This is a genomic window from Gilliamella sp. Pas-s95, from assembly GCF_009795795.1.
GTDB lineage: Bacteria > Pseudomonadota > Gammaproteobacteria > Enterobacterales > Orbaceae > Gilliamella > Gilliamella bombicola.
This window is the reverse complement of record NZ_WTFC01000043.1, coordinates 1-20856: the sequence shown is the minus strand read 5'-3', so window position 1 is coordinate 20856 and position 20856 is coordinate 1. Positions and strand designations below refer to the sequence as shown.

The 20856-nt window shown below is 36.7% G+C and carries 17 protein-coding genes; 7 read left to right on the top strand and 10 right to left on the bottom strand.

Annotation, left to right across the window (positions count from 1 at the left end; all coding sequences use genetic code 11):
* Positions 1 to 306 precede the first annotated feature (306 nt).
* From GQ598_RS10275 to GQ598_RS10265, 3 genes are all read left to right on the top strand, one after another.
* The gene (locus GQ598_RS10275; RefSeq protein WP_160404038.1) at positions 307 to 1251 is read left to right on the top strand and encodes an inorganic triphosphatase; all 945 of its coding nucleotides are present in this window, start codon (positions 307 to 309) and stop codon (positions 1249 to 1251) included.
* 90 nt (positions 1252 to 1341) lie between these two features.
* Entirely contained in the window at positions 1342 to 4185 is a 2844-nt protein-coding gene (gene glnE, locus GQ598_RS10270) for a bifunctional [glutamate--ammonia ligase]-adenylyl-L-tyrosine phosphorylase/[glutamate--ammonia-ligase] adenylyltransferase (RefSeq protein WP_160404037.1), read from the top strand.
* Positions 4186 to 4246: 61 nt separating this feature from the next.
* Positions 4247 to 6409: an extracellular solute-binding protein gene (locus GQ598_RS10265; protein WP_160404036.1), complete on the top strand. Its 2163-nt coding sequence runs from the start codon at positions 4247 to 4249 to the stop codon at positions 6407 to 6409.
* A 67-nt stretch (positions 6410 to 6476) separates the two neighbouring features.
* On the opposite strand, the gene GQ598_RS10260 is transcribed toward GQ598_RS10265, so the two are convergent.
* The 4 genes from GQ598_RS10260 to yeiP form a co-directional block, all read right to left on the bottom strand.
* Positions 6477 to 7697: an MFS transporter gene (locus GQ598_RS10260; RefSeq protein WP_160404035.1), complete on the bottom strand. Its 1221-nt coding sequence runs from the start codon at positions 7695 to 7697 to the stop codon at positions 6477 to 6479.
* Between the two features lie 13 nt (positions 7698 to 7710).
* Positions 7711 to 8538: an MBL fold metallo-hydrolase gene (locus GQ598_RS10255; RefSeq protein ID WP_091349410.1), complete on the bottom strand. Its 828-nt coding sequence runs from the start codon at positions 8536 to 8538 to the stop codon at positions 7711 to 7713.
* A 263-nt stretch (positions 8539 to 8801) separates the two neighbouring features.
* The gene (gene ttcA / locus GQ598_RS10250) at positions 8802 to 9698 is read right to left on the bottom strand and encodes a tRNA 2-thiocytidine(32) synthetase TtcA (protein WP_091349412.1); all 897 of its coding nucleotides are present in this window, start codon (positions 9696 to 9698) and stop codon (positions 8802 to 8804) included.
* A 14-nt stretch (positions 9699 to 9712) separates the two neighbouring features.
* A complete protein-coding gene (gene yeiP / locus GQ598_RS10245; protein WP_085246635.1) occupies positions 9713 to 10285 on the bottom strand; it encodes an elongation factor P-like protein YeiP in 573 nt (190 codons plus the stop codon).
* Between the two features lie 114 nt (positions 10286 to 10399).
* On the opposite strand from yeiP, the gene GQ598_RS10240 reads away from it, so the two are divergent.
* Together GQ598_RS10240 and GQ598_RS10235 are read left to right on the top strand one after the other, a co-directional pair.
* Positions 10400 to 10666, top strand: a complete 267-nt coding sequence (locus GQ598_RS10240) for a YkgJ family cysteine cluster protein (protein ID WP_160404034.1) — start codon at positions 10400 to 10402, stop codon at positions 10664 to 10666.
* Positions 10667 to 10873: 207 nt separating this feature from the next.
* Complete coding sequence (locus GQ598_RS10235) at positions 10874 to 12322, top strand: amino acid permease (RefSeq protein WP_370516549.1); 1449 nt, start codon at positions 10874 to 10876, stop codon at positions 12320 to 12322.
* Positions 12323 to 12441: 119 nt separating this feature from the next.
* Here the strand turns inward: GQ598_RS10235 and infA are convergent, their stop codons facing one another.
* The 6 genes from infA to bamD all read right to left on the bottom strand — a co-directional run bounded on the left by infA (position 12442) and on the right by bamD (position 18765).
* On the bottom strand, positions 12442 to 12660 hold the full coding sequence (gene infA / locus GQ598_RS10230) for a translation initiation factor IF-1 (protein ID WP_025315083.1): 219 nt from the start codon (positions 12658 to 12660) through the stop codon (positions 12442 to 12444).
* Positions 12661 to 12889: 229 nt separating this feature from the next.
* Positions 12890 to 13543: a nicotinate-nucleotide adenylyltransferase gene (gene nadD, locus GQ598_RS10225; protein WP_160404032.1), complete on the bottom strand. Its 654-nt coding sequence runs from the start codon at positions 13541 to 13543 to the stop codon at positions 12890 to 12892.
* Complete coding sequence (gene holA / locus GQ598_RS10220; RefSeq protein ID WP_160404031.1) at positions 13537 to 14541, bottom strand: DNA polymerase III subunit delta; 1005 nt, start codon at positions 14539 to 14541, stop codon at positions 13537 to 13539. Before holA ends, nadD begins: the two co-directional genes overlap by 7 nt.
* Positions 14542 to 14548: 7 nt before the next feature.
* Positions 14549 to 15043, bottom strand: a complete 495-nt coding sequence (gene lptE / locus GQ598_RS10215; RefSeq protein ID WP_091349423.1) for an LPS assembly lipoprotein LptE — start codon at positions 15041 to 15043, stop codon at positions 14549 to 14551.
* A 35-nt stretch (positions 15044 to 15078) separates the two neighbouring features.
* Complete coding sequence (gene leuS, locus GQ598_RS10210) at positions 15079 to 17661, bottom strand: leucine--tRNA ligase (protein ID WP_160404030.1); 2583 nt, start codon at positions 17659 to 17661, stop codon at positions 15079 to 15081.
* A gap of 309 nt (positions 17662 to 17970) precedes the next feature.
* Positions 17971 to 18765, bottom strand: coding sequence for an outer membrane protein assembly factor BamD (gene bamD, locus GQ598_RS10205; protein WP_160404029.1), 795 nt, complete (start codon positions 18763 to 18765; stop codon positions 17971 to 17973).
* A gap of 92 nt (positions 18766 to 18857) precedes the next feature.
* On the opposite strand from bamD, the gene rluD reads away from it, so the two are divergent.
* Positions 18858 to 19832, top strand: a complete 975-nt coding sequence (gene rluD, locus GQ598_RS10200) for a 23S rRNA pseudouridine(1911/1915/1917) synthase RluD (protein WP_160404028.1) — start codon at positions 18858 to 18860, stop codon at positions 19830 to 19832.
* An 8-nt stretch (positions 19833 to 19840) separates the two neighbouring features.
* Positions 19841 to 20605: a peptidoglycan editing factor PgeF gene (pgeF, locus tag GQ598_RS10195; protein ID WP_160404039.1), complete on the top strand. Its 765-nt coding sequence runs from the start codon at positions 19841 to 19843 to the stop codon at positions 20603 to 20605.
* Positions 20606 to 20856 lie beyond the last annotated feature (251 nt).

The following is a 20856-nucleotide window of genomic DNA, read 5'->3' as shown; positions in this document are numbered from 1 at the left end:
CGAAGGAGCTAGTATAAATCACCTTTCTACTTTCTTCACTCCACCGTGTTTAAAATTGCACTTCATGTTTGAATCCAGGTTTTTTATAAAAAAACAATTAATTATTTTATTCTTCTCATTCCGACAGAACAACCAAAGCGCAAATCATCAGGGAATCGCCAATTCCCTGACTTAAACACACTCACTATTGCTATTTTGAACACCAAAACCACAAACATCCACCCCTCACACTTAATGTATGTTTAAGTATATTTCTTAAATTATTCAATATATGATATAGCAAAATAACCAATATAAAACAGAACAATGAGTAACGAAATCGAATTAAAGTTTGAAATCAATACCAGCGATATTGCTAGTTTTAAATCTTTTTTAGATCAATGGTCAGATTGTGACGAAGCCGAGTTTTCGGCAATATCATCAACAAAACGAAGTTTTACAAAGCTAAATTTAACCAATACTTATTATGATACCAACGATCATTATTTACGTAATCATGGTTGTGGACTTCGCGTAAGAGGGAGTGATGATGGTTTAGTGAAGCGTTTTGAAATCACATTAAAACGTGACAAAAAATCGATTGCGGGGTTGCATGAGCGTGCAGAATTTAATGTTGATTTACCTGATTCTGTCCCCGATTTAACCGTATTACCTTGCCATGCATTGCCAAATGGCTGTGATGTTGCTCAGCTACAACGAGATTTACAACCCTTATTTACTACCAATTTTGAACGACAAGCGTGGTTAATTTCGTTTGCTAATAGCGAAATTGAAGTCGCGTTAGATCAAGGGCAAATTAGCTCAAATAATCAGTCTATCCCCATTAAAGAAGTTGAACTGGAAATCAAACTAGGTAATAAACAAGATTTACTGAATTTTGCTATTGAGCTAAGTCGATTTAATTTGCATCTATTTTCACAAAGTAAAGCTTCTAGAGGTTATCGATTACTGAACAATCTGGCACCTAAAAAATGCGTTTATGCGCTGTCAAGCCAATGTGATTTAGCTGAGTTGCTTGAGTTTTGGCAACAAAATGAAGAATATGCGTTAGAAGTGGGTGATTTAGCATACTACCTGCAAATCTTAAATCAGGTAAATGATCAGTTAACCAATCAACCGCTATCTCACGAACCGGAATTTGCCCAATGGCAAACGGCATTATTATCTGTTAGTTCAATAAAAGCGTTTGCTTTTAGTGAGATAAATACCAAATTAAAATTGATGCTGATAGCCAGTATGCATTATTTGTAGGAATAACTATATCAGTAGCAAAAGTCATTTATAATATAACTTTGTTGTGCTGATGCTATTTTGAGTACTAATTTCTAAGAGAGCTTGCCTATGTCAGAATTTAACTCGTCGTTTTCTTCTTTGTTTGAACAACAAAAGCAAAAAGTTACCACTCAACTTCAACAATGCAATCTAGAGCAAGTGCAAGCTCACCTAGATGTTTTGGTGCAGAGTGATTTTTTGGTTGATGCTTTTACTCGATTCCCTAACTGGTTTGCTGACATAGTACAAAATCCACCACAAGCAGATGAAAGGCCATTTTATCAATCTTGGTTAGATGCGCAATTGGCAGATGTGACCGATGAAGCTATTTTTATGAAAAAACTGCGGTTATTTCGACATTTTATGCTGGTGCGCCTTGCGTGGTCACAATTGGCTCGAATAAGCAATGATGAGCAGATTTTATTGCAACTGACCGAATTGGCCGAAGTGATCATTGTCACCGCGCGTAATTGGTTGTACGAACTGAGTTGCAAAGAGTGGGGAACACCTTGCAATGCTCAAGGCCAAGCGCAACCTTTGCTGATTTTAGGTATGGGGAAATTAGGTGGTGGGGAGCTGAACTTTTCGTCCGATATTGACTTGATTTTTACTTATCCCGAGCATGGGCAAACCCAAGGCGGTCGACGGGAGCTTGATAATGCTGTCTTTTTTACTCGATTAGGTCAACGCTTAATTAAATCGCTCGATCAGATCACTGAAGATGGCTTTGTTTATCGTGTTGATATGCGCTTGCGTCCGCTTGGCGATGGTGGGCCTTTGGTGCTTAGTTTTTCTGCCATGGAGGATTATTATCAAGAACAAGGGCGAGATTGGGAACGTTATGCCATGGTTAAAGCCAAAGTACTTGGCGATCAGAGCGCCCCTTATGTATGTGAACTGTATCAAATGCTGAAGCCTTTTGTTTATCGCCGCTATATTGACTTTAGTGTTTTACAATCATTGCGTAATATGAAAAGTATGATTGAACGTGAAGTGCGTCGCCGTGGTTTAAAAAATAATATCAAGCTTGGCGCTGGTGGCATTCGTGAAATAGAGTTTATTGTACAGGTGTTTCAACTTATTCGCGGTGGGCGAGTGGTGGGGTTACAAACTCGTTCGCTATTAAATGCGCTAAATGTTATTGAGCAAGAATCGCTACTTGCATCGAACGAAGTATCATTGTTACGAGAAAATTATCTATTTTTGCGCCGTTGTGAAAATCTTCTACAAGCCATTGCCGACGAACAGACTCAAACATTACCAGACGATGCACTTGATCAAATTCGCTTAGCCACCAGTATGGGGTTTGGCAATTGGCATGATTTTGAAAAAGATTTATCAGGACGGATGGAATATAATCGCCAAATTTTTAATGAACTTATTGGCGAAAACGAATCAGAATCTACCTCAACCTCCAAGCCTTATAACGATCAATTTGACGATCTTTGGGTGCCTGATCTTCAAATAAGCGATGTTAGTGTAATATTACCTACCTATTCAGAAACAGAAGTTACGCAGATCTACCAAATGTTAGTGCAATTTCGTGATGATATAGGTAAACGTACCATTGGCGTACGGGGGCGTGAAATCCTCGATCAGTTAATGCCACGCTTGTTAGAATCTGTCTGTAGCGAAAAGCAAGCAACAATGGTGCTAGCAAGGATTTTGCCATTGCTAGTGAATATTGTAAGTCGTACCACTTATTTAGAGCTGTTACTTGAATATTCAACCGCTTTAAAGCAATTAATTCGTCTATGTAGCGCATCGCCAATGATTAGCGATCAACTTGCTCATTATCCTATATTGTTAGATGAGCTTATTGATATCAATTCGCTGTACCAAACCGTTGCACCTAATGAGTATAAAAGTCAGCTTTATCAGTATTTATTACGCATTCAGTTGGATGATGAGGAGCAACAGCTTGAAGCATTACGCCAATTTAAGCAGATGCAATTACTGCATATCGCCGCCGCTGATGTTGAGCATGTGTTAACCACGATGAAAGTTAGCGATCATCTAACTTATGTGGCTGAATCCTTATTAGATTTTGTGGTACAAATGGCTTGGAATCAAATGGTTACTCGTTATGGAAGACCGGAATATTTAGCCGATAATGATAAAGGACTAGTTGTGGTTGCCTATGGTAAATTAGGTGGCTGGGAATTGGGTTATGGTTCGGACCTTGATTTAGTCTTTTTACATAATTGCCCAGCTAATAGTGTGACCAATGGTGATAAGCAGATCGACAGTCGTCAATTTTATTTACGCCTTGTGCAACGTATCATCCATCTATTTAATGTGCGTACTAGCTTTGGTATTTTATATGAAGTTGATGTTAGACTTCGTCCTCAAGGCGATGCAGGGCTTCTTGCTTGTAGTTTAGATTCGTTTGAAGATTACCAAATGAATGAAGCTTGGACATGGGAGCATCAAGCCTTAGTACGTGCTCGAGCTGTATATGGTGAAGGTGAATTAATCAAACGCTTTAACCAAATTCGGCATAATGTACTTTGTAAAAAGCGTGATGAAGTTGTATTAAAAAAAGAAGTGCGTGAAATGCGTGAAAAAATGAGAGTACATTTAGGTAGCACTCAAAACAATTTATTTAACTTAAAAATTGATGAGGGTGGTATTGGTGATATTGAGTTTTTATCGCAATATCTGGTGCTTAATTATGCTTATCAATATCCTAAGATGACAACATGGAGCGATAATGTTCGTATTTTAGAACTCGCGGCAAATTACCAAATTATGGATAACGAAGAAGCCCAGCAGTTAACTAAAGCTTATATTGATATGCGTAACGAAATCCATCAATTAGCACTGCAAGTTTTACCGAGTACGGTTGAGAGCTCGTGTTTTAAACAAGAAAGGTATATTGTTAACCAGAGCTGGCAAAAGTGGTTAACCTGATATTTGGTGTTAATAATTTAATTTGCAAAGAACTTGTTTAATTTTTGGAGTTTAAAACTAAATGACAACGATCAAAGATATAGCTAAACAAGCAGGGGTATCACATGGTACGGTTTCAAATGTACTTAATGGTCGTGGGAATGTTAGTGTTAAAAAAATTAAATTAGTGGAAGATGCTGCTCAAAAGCTAGGGTATCAGCTTAACTTACAAGCAAAAATACTAAAAGAAGGTGCGGCAAAGACGATTTCGGTTGTTTTGCCTAATATCTCATCTCAACAATATGCTAATCTTTATGATGGGTTATTTCATGATTTAAATCAGCTTGGTTATGAACTAACGTTATATCTAACTTATGATTCCAGAGAGCTAGAACAAAAACTTATTGAACAGATAGCTGTTAAGCGCGATTATGCAGTGATAGCCGTTAGTTCTTTAGACAATGCCAATAGTTATTACCAAAAAATAAAAATAGCTAAAGAAAAAATTATTTTTGTTTATCGCCAACCTGAATCGGCTGTGCAATTTATTACGTTGGATTATGAGAAGGCTGGCGCTGATATTGCTAATGAGATAATGAAACATGATTATAAACGTATTGGTTTACTGAGTAATTCTGATCATCATACTCATGCACAATCTTTTAAAAAAGGTCTGCAAAAAGCTTTTAATGCACAACATTATCCTATTGAATTAAAAAGTATTGAATCAATTCCGTCAAATACGACTTATAATTTGTCTTTCAGTTTTTTTACAAAAGAATCTGAACCTTTTGATGCGCTTATTACCATGGATATTGAGCGTGCGCGTTATTTACGGAATGCTAGTTATTTTGGTAGCTTGCAACTTTGTCCTCCTATTTATACGCTTACTGATGATAGTTTTTTTTATGAAAACAATTTTTATCAATATCATATGAATTATGGTATGTTAAGCCAGCAAATCATTAGCTTAATCAAAGGAGAGCCAGTTTCTAAATTAGATAATAAAGGCTTTTTCTTATTGTCTGATCAGGTTGCTAATACCAAATTTAATAGCAATGAGCAAATCAATGTATTAATTATACCTAGTCCATCAACCGAGGCTGTAAAAAAGTTACTTCCACATTTTGAAAAAATGAGCGGAATAAAAGTTAATTTAATTATCGAACCGTTTGATAAAATTTATCATATCCTTAATGAGCTTGAACAATATAAACAATTTGATATTATTCGTATTGATATGGCAGGATTACCTTGGTTTGCCCCAAAGGTATTTAAACCATTATCTGATTTAAATCTTAACTTAACTAATTTATTCAGTCGCTATTTACCTGAAATTGTTAAACGATATAGTTATGTGGATAATACGGCTTATGCACTGCCTTTTGATCCCAGCGTACAGATGTTATTTTATCGTAAAGATCTGTTTGAAGATCCCTTAATTAAACGATCCTATTTTGAAAAATATCGTCAACATTTAGGTGTACCCGTTGATTTTAAACAATTTAATCAAATTGCTAGCTTTTTTAACCAAGCACAAAATCCTGAATCACCAATAGAATTTGGTAGTTGCATAACCTTAGGTAATGACGAAATTATTGCATCTGAATTTCTAGTACGTTATTACGCTCAGGGAGGTGAGCTATTTAGCAACCAACAATTAGGTTTGGATTGTCCAATAGCTATTGAAACATTGACGCAATTACAGTCTTTTATGCAGATTGCAAACAAAGTAGATACGGCATGGTGGCAAGAGTCAGTTAATCAATTTGAGCAAGGTCGGTTGGCTATGATAATGGTCTATGTTAATTTATTCAGTTATATCAATCATCGAAATATTTTGCCATTAGTGGGGTATGCTCAAGTGCCTGGTAATAGCCCATTATTTGGTGGTGGCTCATTAGGTATTTCAAAATATAGTAAAAAAACAGTTTCGGCGACACTATTTTTTGATTGGATTTATTCTAAAGAAATCAGTGAGCAAATTGCATTATTAGGCGGTACAACCGCACAAAATAGTATTCTTCAAAACCAACGTATTATAAAAGGTTATCCTTGGTTGAAATTAGCACAATTACAGTATGCCAATGGAAAACGAGAAAACTATATAGGTAATCAAGCTATTAATTTAAGGCATATTGAACATATTATTGGTCATTATTTATCAAAGTGGATTAAAGGACAATATAGTTCCGAGCAGGTTGTTTTAAAAATTAACTCTCATATAAAAAAAGAATACTGCTAATAAGGTTAATATTATTAGCAGTATGGCATTTGTTATATCAATATTTACTTTATTTATTGTGTTTTAATTATGAAGTGGTTTTAGATGTTGTAATAATATCTTTATCTCTAAAGAAAAACCAAAAACCAACAGCAACGACAGCGGCTACAGCAGCTGGGTAGATCCAAAACTCTTGCCATTGTGGACCTGCATTTGGTAAGGTTTTTGCTGTAACTACTCGGTTATTGATAAATCCGCATACTGATGCCGCCATAAATAGACCAAACCCATTGGATATAATAAGACGTAAACCTTGAGCTTGAGCTTTAATTTCAGGACCTGCTTTTTTATCGACATAAATATCTCCTGCGGTAAAAAAGAAGTCCCAGCAAGCTCCTTGTAACAATAAAGCACCAATAACATAAAAGAGCGTACTACTATCAGTAGTCGCAGCGAGAGATAACATTAAACTACGAATTACCCAGCAAATGGCACCGAACAAAATAATCTTTTTAAAACCAAAGTGTCCCAATAAGAACGATAAAAGGAACATAAATAAAACTTCGGTAGCGATAGCAATTTGCATCATTGATGCTGGTTCAAGCCCAAGTACTGGTAAATATACCGGCAAGTAAGCACTATAAGCAGTTTTTGTTATCATCAATATAAAGGTTGATAACATAAAGATGGTGAAATATTTATCTTTAAATAATGATAATGCATCTAAACACAGTGCATCGCGGATTGAAAATTTCTTATTTTTGCTTGTTGGTGGCGTGTTTGGTAGGGTAAAGCAATAAACACCGTATACGATCGAAGCTACAGCTGCAAGTAAAAATGAGTTAATTGATTTTGAAAAACCAGTATAGCCAAGAATAAAACCGACAACCATAAAACCAATGGTGCCAAACACACGAATGATCGGGAACCAACGTACACCATCAATATGCCTAAAACTGACACTATTGGCTAACGCCGTAGTTGGGTAAAAGAGTAATCCAACAATAAAGATCATAATTAAAAAGCCAACAGTATTGCTACTTTCAACAAAAGTAGGAATTAAAAATAGTACACCTGCATTAATAATGTGTAGTATCCCCATCATCTTCTGTGAGGCAATAAATCGATCTGCAATCATACCAATAAATAGTGGTGAAATAATGGTTGCAATTCCTAATACAGAATAAGTTGAACCAACGATCTCTTTTAACTCATAAGCGGCAAGTACCGCACCAATAACCATATTCCATGCACCTTGCACAAAATATTGTAAAAACATCATTATCAGTAAACGAGGTATTTTGAACATAGTAAGTTCCCTATTAAATTATTTTTATTAAGCCGTCGTAAGCAACTTCAATATTGTAAGGTTTAAAAATCTCAACTAATTCATCGTGCATAAAGCCACTGCTGTGAGAGTGATGAGAAGTGATGAGTTGCGTACTACTATGAAAAATGCCTTCATCAAGCATTCGTTTTTGTGCCGATATTACTGATTCAATACTCATATGATTATTAGTACGATCATTTTGTTTATATCCATAAGTACACTCAAAAATCGCTAAATCGATTTTTTTACCACTATTTTTTAGCCATTGCCAAGTTAGTTCAGGGAAATATCCCGAATCATGACCGTGAAGTATGGTTTTGCCGTCTTTTTCAATTAAATAGATATAGCAAAATTCCCATTTAGCATGATTAGCCAGTAGTGGTGTAACTGTATATCCGGCCGATGTTATAACAGATTGATATGGCACTAATAAGTTGAACACAAAACGTTCATGGCTATATCCTGGTAATACATCTAAGCAACCATTGATTGCAATATCATTACCGTACACATAAAGTGGATGAGTGATATTAAATCCATAGTCCACCATACGGCTAAACAAATCCCCTACATTGAAGTGATCAGGGTGAGTATGAGTGAACAGCAGATCTTTTATTTTTGTGACATCAATATTTTCACGCATCACTTGATAGCTAAATTCTGGAGCAAAATCAATTTGCATTATGTCATCAATGACAACAGAACTACGCGTGCGTATGTTTTTTCCTTTTATAATGCGTGATTTTTCGCATATTTGGCATTTACAAAAAGGATTGGGAATACCTTCAGATGCAGCCGTTCCCAAAAATTGTAGTTTCACATTGTTCTCCTATAAGTTTAGTTTGCCATTATCGAGTTTTGTTTTTATCTATTTATTAAAATTGGAACGTTTCAATTTTATTTTACGATACATAATTCTACAATAAAAAAACGTGATTTTTTACTAATGCGTGAGCAAGATCATAAATTTTAGGGAGGAGGGAATATTATCGGTGAATTAAAAAAAATTCACCGATAACTTTTGAGACTGGGTTGATTTTGAAAGTTATTTAGCGGAACAATAAACTTTATTGATTGGATTAGCTATTTTGCTTCTTTCCATAAAATCATATCTTGTTCTTCAAGCTCGGAAGCATCAAAGCCAACGGTTGGCGTCATATCTTCGCGGTCAAAAGCGATATCGCCACCATTAACGGCAAGATCACCTTTTTTAATCCCTTTGAAATCAAATAAATTGGTATCACACAGATGGGATAGGGTGATGTTTTGTGTTGCTCGGAACATGGTTTCAATGCGTCCGGGGAACTTTTTATCCCATTCATTGAGCATTTCTTTAATTACTTGTCTTTGTAAGTTGGGTTGTGAACCACAAAGATTACAAGGAATAATCGGAAATTGTTTAATTTCAGCATATTTGGCGATGTCTTTTTCTTTGCAATAAGCTAGTGGTCGGATAATGATATGTTCGCCTGAGTCATTCATTAGCTTCGGTGGCATTGCTTTGAGTTTACCGCCATAGAACATATTCAAAAACAGTGTTTCTAAAATATCATCACGATGATGTCCAAGGGCAATTTTTGTTGCACCAAGCTCGGTGGCTGTGCGATATAATATTCCACGGCGTAAGCGAGAGCAAAGCGAACAGGTTGTTTTACCTTCAGGTATTTTTTCTTTAACAATACCGTAAGTGTTTTCTTGAACAATTTTATACTCAATGCCTAATGATTGCAGGTACTGTGGCAATACATGTTCAGGAAACCCCGGTTGTTTTTGATCTAAATTAACGGCTATTAAATCGAAGTTTATTGGAGCACTGATTTTCAGGTTAATAAGAATATCAAGCAAAGTATAACTATCTTTACCGCCTGATAAGCAGACCATAATACGATCACCTGCTTCGATCATATTAAAGTCAGCGATTGCCTCGCCAGTTAAGCGACGCAATCGTTTGTGTAGTTTATTTTGATTATATATATTCATTACAGTTTTATTGGTTACTCGGCACGACTCATATAACGGCGTTCAGCAATATGAATTTTAACTTTTTCGTGGTTATCAATATATTCAGGAACTTGAATAACAAGTCCGGTTGATAAAGTAGCTGGTTTGGTTCGCGCACTGGCTGAAGCACCTTTTATACTTGGCGATGTTTCAACAATTTCTAGATCAACTGTTTGTGGTAATTCCAAAGCAAGCACTTCACCATCCGCCATTAGCACCTGAATACCATTCATGCCACCTTCTGGAATAAACAGTAATTCATCTTCAATTTGCTCTTTTTTGAAGATATACGGAGTGTAATCTTCGTTATCCATAAACACATATTCATCGCCATCAATATACGAAAAACTAACTGGACGGCGTGATAGTTCAATCGTTTCGAGGATATCATCACCTTTAAAACGCTCTTCAACTTTACCGCCATTTTTGACATCGGTAAAACGCATTTTATAAAGTGTACTTGCGCCACGAGCACTTGGACTTTGAACATCAATATCTTTAACTAGTAATAATTTACCATTATAAGTGACGGCATCGCCACGTTTTATTTCATTTGCTTTAGCCATAGTATTTATTCTTTACAATTAATAAAAGAGTTAAAAATTAGCTCGCTATTTTACCGCTAACTTGCTATTGTCACCATCAAAATTTATTCAAGCGCCTTAAATTAAAGAAAAACTATGGCAGATTTATTCAAATGCAGGCAAAATTGTGGTGCTTGTTGTATTGCACCATCAATTTCATCAACTATTCCCGGTATGCCTAAAGGGAAACCAGCTGGCGTTGCTTGTATTCATTTAGATAATAATTATCAATGTAAATTATTTTTGCACCCATCAAGACCTGCAGTTTGTGGTCGATTGAAGCCCTGCTTCGAGATGTGTGGTAATAATCGAATACAAGCGTTAAATTATTTAACTCAATTAGAACAGCTAACTAAAGGTTAAGTATTGCTTAAATTTAACAAAACAGTTCGATTATTAGAATTATTTATCTCGCACAGTATTTTTTTTGATAAACTCCCCCGCACTTCATTATTCAATGATAGATATCAATACTTTTTAAGTTTGATTGGTCGTTACATGTAGTTTTATAAGCATATTAATTTAGTGATTACTTTTATTATCAAACTTAATCTCTTTAGACAGAAGAAAATAATTATGAAAAACAAATTAAAACGAGATTTAAAAGCCCGCCATTTAGCCATGATTGCTATTGGTGGCTCGATCGGAACTGGGCTATTTGTCGCATCTGGGGCAACCGTTGCTCAGGCAGGTCCTGGAGGTGCATTGCTTTCGTATGCCATTATAGGTGTGATGGTATATTTTTTAATGACTAGCCTTGGTGAGCTAGCAGCTTATTTGCCTGTTTCAGGTACTTTTGCAACTTACGGTTCACGTTATGTCGATGAGGCGTTTGGTTTTGCCATTGGTTGGAACTATTGGTACAACTGGGCAATTACTGTTGCTGTAGACTTAGTTGCAGCTCAATTAGTTATCTCTTATTGGTTTGATGCAGGACCTTATAGTTGGTTATGGAGCTTATTATTTTTAAGCATCATCTTTTGCTTAAACTATATTTCAGTTAAAGGTTTTGGTGAAGCAGAATTTTGGTTTTCATTAATTAAAGTTGTTACTGTGGTTATTTTTATTGTAGTTGGTTTATTAATGATTATTGGCATCTTTCGAGGCGTCGAAGGGGCTGGTTGGCAAAATTGGACTATCAAAGAAGCACCTTTTGCTGGCGGATTTTCAGCAATGATTGGTGTGGCGATGGTGGTTGGATTTTCATTCCAAGGCACGGAACTTATTGGTATTGCCGCTGGTGAATCAAAAGATCCAGAAAAAAACATACCTAAAGCTATGCGCCAAGTGTTTTGGCGAATACTACTGTTTTATATCCTTGCGATTTTTGTTATCAGCATGATTATTCCTTATACTGATCCTAACTTGTTGCGTAATAACGAAACCGACGTTAGCGTAAGTCCGTTTACCCTAGTATTCCAGAATGCGGGATTATTATCTGCGGCGGCATTTATGAATGCAGTTATTTTAACATCGGTATTATCAGCCGGTAACTCAGGGCTCTATGCTTCAACGCGTATGCTTTATGCTCTTGCCAAAGAAGGTAAAGCTCCTAAAATCTTTGCAAAATTATCATCGTCAGGTGTGCCTCGTGCTGCGTTGTTAGCAACAACATTTGTGGCCATGCTTTGTTTCTTAACCTCGATGTATAAAGATCAGGCTGTTTATTTATGGTTACTTAATATGTCAGGTATGACAGGCTTTATTGCTTGGCTAGGTATTGCAATTAGCCATTATCGTTTTAGAAAGGGTTACTTTATTCAAGGTAATGATGTTGATCAATTACCATATAAATCAAGCTTTTTCCCATTTGGTCCCATTTTCGCTTTTGTCTTATGCTTAATTATTACGCTTGGTCAAAATTACGAAGCTTTCTTGCAAGATACCATTGATTGGAAAGGTGTTATCGCGACCTATATTGGTATCCCATTATTTTTAATGATTTACTTTGGCTACAAGATAGTTAAAAAGACAAAATGGGTTAAATATAAACAGATGGATTTTTCTAGAGAAGATTAATTCGCTAGTTTAGTTCCAATTCTTCACTTTTCCGTCGACAAATGTCGACGGATTTTTTTATTAAAAAAGAGAGAAATAAACTGTTATATAATTTTTAATAGTTTATTTTGATAACGATATTAGCGACTACGGAAGATGATACGTGCTTTAGACAGATCATAAGGGGTCATTTCAACAGTAACTTTGTCGCCAGTTAAAATACGAATATAGTTTTTTCGCATCTTACCAGAAATATGTGCAGTAACGACATGACCATTTTCAAGTTCAACACGAAACATCGTGTTTGGAAGTGTATCAAGTATAGTACCTTGCATTTCAATGTTATCTTCTTTTGCCATTGGGGCCTCTTAATAATAAATACAAATTAAATATACTCAACTGGTTTATCATGCTGCCATACTTAAGGCAGTAGTAAAACAAGAATCTGACACTTTAATGCCATCTTATTCGTGTTTTATTTTATGATTTAGTAAAGTTAAGTATAAACACAAAAAAACTGAATTTAAAATATATAAACACAGCGGCGAAATAATGCCGAAAAAACTGTCAGATGTAAAGCCCTTTATATTATTTCTTTGCGTTATAAAGCCCTTGCTGATGAATATAATGCCATACTTTTGGGGGCAATAGATTTTCACAGCAGGCTTGATTGTTGATATTTTGCCTGATTTCAGTCGCTGAAATATCCTCAAGTGGGGTGTGCGCAAAAAAGATATGCCCTTGCGGTAAATCATGTAAATCTTGAACGTTTTGGGTTTGATTTTCATCAATCCATTGTTTTAGCTCAATATTATCAGTGTTCTCAGCATAACCGGGCCTACGGCAAATTAGCAAGTGGCAGTAATTAAGTAATGTTTTCCATTTATGCCACGTTGGTAAACTCAATAATGAATCTTGACCCATAATAAATGCTAATCCTTCACTATTCCCATTTTCTTGTCGCCATGCTCGAAGCGTTTCGATGGTGTATGAAGGACGGGTTGATGCTTTAGGTAAAAGCTCTCTTACATCTAATGCAAATAACGGCAAATCTTCAATAGCTAATTTTATCATCGCTAAACGTTGCTCAGTACTTGCTTCAGGTTGTGATTTATGGGGGGGAATATGGTTGGGCAATAAATTAATTTGCTTTAACCCCACTTCGCTAGCTAATGAAATAGCAGGGCGAAGGTGTCCATAATGGATCGGATCAAAAGTTCCCCCTAATAACGCAGTTAACATTTATCTAATCCCATAAACTGCATTGATAAACTAAACATGGCATCCCATATCCGCGCTTGATTATCATGTTTTAAGCTGATTTCGATTTCGGTCAGTTTTGCTAGTATATTAAACAGACTTTTTAGATCGAAACGGTTTAGATAATTGGTATAAATGGTTCTTTTGTTTTGCCAGACTTTGTACTCATCAAAAACTTGTTTTAGTGATTTTTGTTGTGAACCTTTTTTTAAATTAATCAGTAATATCAACTCACGTTGAATAATCCGCAATAAAAATAACGGTTCAAACTCATTCATCTTTAACTGTTGTAAAATATGAATAGCCCGTTTAGTTTTATTAGCAATCATTGCATCAGTCCAATGAAAGGGGGTAAATATAGCCGAATCGTTAATATTGCTTTCAACTTCATCATAAGAAATGTTTTGATCAGGATATAGCAACTTTAACTGTGCAATAATCTGTGTTAGTGCCAGCAAATTACCTTCATAATAATAACAAAGCAGTTCTATTGCTTTAGGCTCAATGGTCATTTGTTGCTGTTGCAAATGATTTTTAATCCATTGCGGTAAATGTAACGTATCAGGTGTAACACAGTTAACAACCACAAGCTTATCTGATAGTGCCTTATACCAAGCGGCATTTTCTTGCGATTTTGTGATTTTATTAAGGCTAATTACCAGTGCAATATCAGGCGTTAAAACTTCGCTTAATGTATTGAGCTTGGCGGTGATACTAGCATTTAATGCACTCTCACCAAAATCAAGAAAAATCAAGGTTTGGCTAGAGAAAAGATTCATCGCTTGACAGCTATCTAAAATCGCTGTCCAGTCGGTTTGATTATCGATCACAAACGTCAGTTGTTCATCAAATCCAGCATGAATAAAAGATTTTCGTAATTCTGTTTGGACATAATGTTGTAAATAAGGATCACTACCTAAAATCAAATAATAGGGTGATCCTAATTTATGGCTAATTTGATCGGCATTAATTTTTATCATGACAACGTTAATTTACCGCATCAATCGATTTTAATTTACGGATGACTTGTTTAGCGGCTTGCTTGAACATCTCATCTTCGATCAAATCTTGCTCGACTGTTTTTGCCAATGCTTCTGATGGATTATCAAAAAACGTTCTAAATACACGAACATTGATTGGATATATCTGTTGACCTGCAATAACTACTTGCGCTTCAACAGTTAACACTAATTGATATTCGGCTGCTTTACCATCTTGATAAATTGAAATGGTATTGCGGCTTAGATTTTCACTTAGCATTCTTAACGATGGCACAGAGTTTGTAGCATTATTAGCGGTTAATGTCACTTTATTGTCGAGCAATAACTCTTTAATATTACGAGACAATCGCCCATAAGGGTCATAGCTAGTATAAGACATTGTCTTAAACCGTGTTGGGACTTCTGTCTCATGCTGTAAGTGAAATCCACATCCTGTTAAGGATATCGCTAATAACATAAATAATGCTAAATACTTTTTCATATCTATAACCGCCTAAATTTAGTTATCAAACCATCTTAACCCACAACAAGATTTAATAATTTACCCGGCACGTAAATTACTTTACGGATAGTAACGTCGCTCAAGTATTTTTGAATATTAGGTTCTTGTTTAGCTTGTGACACAACAAAATCTTGATCGGCATCAGCTGGCACTGTAAATTTACCGCGGACTTTACCGTTGATTTGTACAACAATAAGTTTTTCGTCCTCAATCATTGCTGATTGGTCAGCAACAGGCCAAGTTGTGTTATCAATTGATTCGCTATGACCTAAAGCTTGCCACATAACAAAACAAGCGTGTGGCATCATAGGGTAAAGCAAACGCACAATCGCATTTAATGCTTCACTCATGAGAGCACGATCTTGCTCGGTTTCTTGTGGTGCTTTTTGTAAGCGGTTCATAAACTCCATCACAGCGGCAATAGCGGTGTTAAACGTTTGGCGACGTCCAATATCATCACTCACTTTTGCAATGGTTTTATGTAGCTCACGGCGTAATGATTTTTGTTCACTATCTAAAGCTGTAACATCAAGCTGAGTGGTTTGACCTTTTTGAGCATGTTCATAAACTAAACGCCATACACGTTTAATAAATCGGTTAGCACCTTCAACACCAGACTCTTGCCATTCCAATGTCATATCCGCTGGCGAAGCAAACATCATAAACAATCGAACAGTATCAGCACCATATTTTTCAACCATTTCTTGCGGGTCAATACCATTATTTTTGGATTTTGACATTTTTGTCATACCCGCATGGACTAGCTCATTGCCATGTTTGTCAACGGCTTTAGCAATGCGACCTTTTTCATCACGTTCAATAGTGACTTCGGTTGGTGAAACCCAAATGCGTTCATTGGTTGGACTGGTGTAATAAAACGCATCGGCTAATACCATGCCTTGGCATAGTAAGCGTTTTGCTGGCTCATCGGACGAAACTAAACCAAAATCACGCATTAATTTATGGAAAAATCTAAAATAAAGTAAATGCATAATCGCATGTTCAATACCACCGACATATTGATCTACAGGCAACCAATAGTTAGCAGCTTTTTCGTCTAACATACCTTTGTCATATTGTGGACAAGTATAACGGGCATAATACCAAGATGACTCCATAAAGGTGTCAAACGTATCGGTTTCACGCAGAGCGGGCTGACCGTTTACCGTGGTTTTTGCCCAGTTAGGATCGGCCTTAATTGGACTAGTGATACCGTTCATTTCGACGTCTTCTGGCAAAATAACCGGTAACTGATCTTCTGGTGTTGGAATAGTTGTACCGTCTTCAAGTGTCACCATTGGGATAGGCGCACCCCAATAACGTTGGCGCGAGACGCCCCAATCACGCAAACGGTAATTAACTTTTCGTTGACCAATACCTAACGCAATTAATTTATCAGCAACAGCATTAAACGCTTGATCAAAATCCAGACCATCAAACTCGCCAGAATTAAATAATTTGCCATGCTCGGTATATGCTTTTTCAGACAAGTCTGGCGCGTTGCCGTCTTGAGTTAATATAACAGGATTAATTGGTAAATTATATTTTGAGGCAAATTCATAATCGCGCTCATCGTGCCCCGGCACGGCCATGACGGCACCAGTGCCATATTCAATTAATACAAAGTTAGCAATCCAAACAGGGACTTTCTTGCCTGTTAACGGATGGATAGCATAAAAACCAGTTGCAATGCCTTTCTTTTCCATTGTTGCCATATCGGCTTCGGCAGTTTTGGTGTTTTTACATTCGGCAACAAACTCGGCAATTTTTGCATCATTTTTTGCAGCTAATTGTGCAAGTGGATGTTCTGCTGCAACCGACACAAAGCTAACCCCCATTAAAGTATCAGGGCGCGTTGTATAAACGCGTAATTTATCGGTATAATTTTCAACAGCAAAATCAAATTCAACCCCTTCAGAACGACCAATCCAGTTACGTTGCATAGTTTTAACTTGTTCTGGCCAGCTCTCTAAGGTATCTAAATCATTAAGTAGCTCTTCGGCATATTCGGTGATTTTAATAAACCACTGTGGGATCTCTTTACGTTCAACGGGGGTACTACAACGCCAACAGCAACCTTCAACCACTTGCTCATTAGCAAGTACGGTTTGGTCATTTGGACACCAGTTAACTGCGGATGTTTTTTTATAAACTAGACCTTTTTCGTATAACTTGGTAAAAAACCATTGTTCCCATTTATAATATTCTGGACGGCAAGTTGTTACTTCGCGATCCCAATCATAACCGAAGCCTAAAAGCTGCAATTGCTTTTTCATATAGGCAATATTTTCGTATGTCCATTTTGCCGGTGCAGTATTATTTTTAACAGCAGCCCCTTCAGCAGGTAAGCCAAACGCATCCCAACCAATTGGTTGTAGTACATTTTTACCATTTAAACGTTGGTAACGTGAAATGGTATCACCAATGGTGTAATTGCGAACATGACCAAGATGCAAACGCCCAGACGGGTAAGGTAGCATCGATAAGCAGTAATATTTTTCTTTTGATGGATCTTCGGTAACGTGAAAGGTTTTATTTTCTTGCCAATGTTTTTGCACAGTGGCTTCGATTTCATCTGGGCGGTATTGTTCTTGCATGACGAGTTAATGTCCTATCTATTATTGCTAATAAAAATATGTTGCTAATTGTATTGGTTATTGACACGTTTTACAAACGATATGTGAATCAAGAGTTAGTTTAAAATATGGCTATAGAGTATGAGATAATAGCTTTTGTATTCCACATATTGTTTTTTCTAATATCGACAACAATGGAATTAATATTTTGTAAAGCTTCAGCTAACAATGTTCCATTTTAATTTGCTAATTAATTGCCATTTAATCAAACTTAAATAGCAATTATATTATGCAGAATTATTAATGGTTGGAAGTCAAATCTAAAACAGCCTAACCGCCATTAAAAACGCTAGTGAAGCGTGATAAAAATGAACGTTGCTCTTCTTTTGGCATGTTTTCAAGATTGGCTTGAATTAGTTGATCGACTTTTTGTGTTTCGTTGACTAACCCTAATTCATTATAAGCATTACGCATTAATAGCAACGCTTCTTTTGTTGAATCGGTATCTGGGAACGTCGATAGCATGTCAGTCACACGGTTAATTACTGCTACATAAGCGCCACGTTTAGTATAAAATTGAGCTACTTTTAGCTGATAGCGAGCTAATCTGTTTTTCAAAAATATAAGACGTTTTTGTGCATCGGCGGCGTACTGGCTACTAGGGAAGCTAGACACTAAATAGGTAAAATCCTTAAACGCAGCTGCTGCGTAATCAGCATCGCGATCTGAACGATCAACATTAAACCAACCTTGGATCATATTGTCATCTTGCGCCATATTTGAAAGGCCACGCATATAAATAACCCAGTCAATATTTTGATGTGTCGGATTCAACTTTAAAAATCGGTCAATTGAGGCAATCGCCAATGGCAAATCGGCAGACTTATAATAAGCATAAATCAAATCGAGTTGCACTTGTTGTGAATAAGGACCAAATGGATAATTTTTATCCATGGACTCTAATACTTTAATACTGGATTTTATATTCCCATTTTCAAGCTCTGATTTAGCTTTATTGTAAAGCTCAATTTCGGGTACATTTTCAACATCTGGCTTAGAAGAAGTACAACCAATTAGCATGCCAGTTAAAGCGATAGCTAACAAAGAGTGTAAGCGCAATTTCATTCAGTTTTCAATCCAAATATAATTAAACATAAAAGGCGATGATTGGTATATAATACTCTAAAACAAAACAGCTTAAAATAGATAAATTACACATGCATGAGTTAAAATTATCAACCGAAATTGAACAACACCAATTAGGGATGCGCTTAGATCAAGCTTTGTCAGAGCTTTTCCCTGATTATTCACGATCAAGAATAAAAGATTGGATCGTCAATAACAAAGTCACTGTTAACAACAATATAGTTAACAAACCCAAAGAAAGGGTTTTAGGTGGTGAAAAAATCACAATTAATGCCGAAATCGAAGAAGAAACCTATCACCAACCTGAAGATATAAAACTTGATATTGTTTATGAAGATGACGATATATTAGTTATCAACAAACCGCGTGATTTAGTCGTACACCCCGGTGCAGGTAATCCGGATGGTACGGTATTAAATGCTTTATTACATTATCATCCTAACATCGCGCGTGTACCGCGTGCTGGTATTGTTCATCGACTGGACAAAGATACCACTGGCCTTATGGTTGTTGCTAAAACCATTAATGCCCAAACTCATTTAGTTGATGCACTCCAACACCGTGAAATCACCCGTGAATATGAAGCAGTTGCTATGGGCATCATTACAGCAGGGGGCACAGTAGATCAACCCATCACTCGGCACCCAACCAAACGTACCCACATGGCAGTATTCCCAACCGGCAAACCTGCGGTTACACACTATCGAGTGATGGAAAAGTACCGCTTACATACCCGATTACGCTTACGCTTAGAAACAGGTCGTACTCACCAAATTCGTGTACATATGGCACATATTGCCCATCCATTAATTGGCGATCCACTTTATGGTGGGCGCCCAAGGCCGCCCAAAGGCGCAAGTGAATTGTTTATTCAAACCTTGCGTGACTTTGATCGCCAAGCATTACATGCCACCATGTTACGCCTGTATCATCCTATTACAGGAGAACTCATGCAATGGAATGCACCAATACCGCAAGACATGCAAACGTTAATTCAAGCCTTGCAAGAAGATACTGAACAGCACAAAGATGAACTAGACTGGTAACCAACATGATAAAATCGATTTACCCATATTGGACAGCACCTAAAAACGTCCATGCCCTCACCACAACACGAACAGGCGGTGTTAGTATGGCACCATTTGCGAGCTTAAATATGGGGAGTCGAACAGGCGACAATTTAGAACACATAGCGCAAAACCGCCAGCGCCTAATACAAACCGAACAGATACCCAGCGAACCTTATTGGCTAACTCAAACACACAGCACCATAGCGCTGGATATATCGCAAATTGCTTTACAAACAGCAACAGGCAATATTCCTAACCAAACAATAGAAGCCGACGCATCTTATACTCATCAACCCAAACAAGTGAGCGTAGTACTTACTGCCGATTGTATGCCAGTCTTGTTTTGTACAACTAATGGTGACGAAGTTGCGGCAGCACATGCCGGCTGGCGAGGATTATGTAACGGAATACTGGAAGAAACCGTCAAAAAATTTGTCTCGCCACCGTCAAACATTATCGTATGGCTTGGGCCAGCGATCAGTGCCAAAAAATTCGAGGTTGGTATTGACGTTAAGGAACAATTTGAAAAAATCGACCGCAATGCAAAAATTGCCTTTAAATTAATCAACCCTGCTGAACAAAAATATCTAGCTGACCTTTACTTAATTGCTAAACAACGCTTACAGGCAATGGGAGTAATTAAGATTTTTGGAGGGGATTTTTGTACTTATACTGAACAAGATAAGTTTTTTTCATACCGTCGGGAAAATAAAACAGGGCGGATGGCGTCAATGATTTGGTTTGAGTAAGTTTTTTTATTTTAAAATAAAAAAATAATAAAATCAATACTCTGTTGTCGGCATATTTGGGCGCCAGAACAAGACAAACTAAACAGTCTTGGTTGATTTTTATGCAAGTTGTTTTTGCTAAAAATCAGTCAGAAAAGGTATTGATTTTATTGAAGTTTTTATTTTGTTGTTCCTGGATTCAAATATGAAGTGCAATTTTAAACACGGTGGAGTGAAGAAAGTAGAAAGGTGATTTATACTAGCACCTTCGC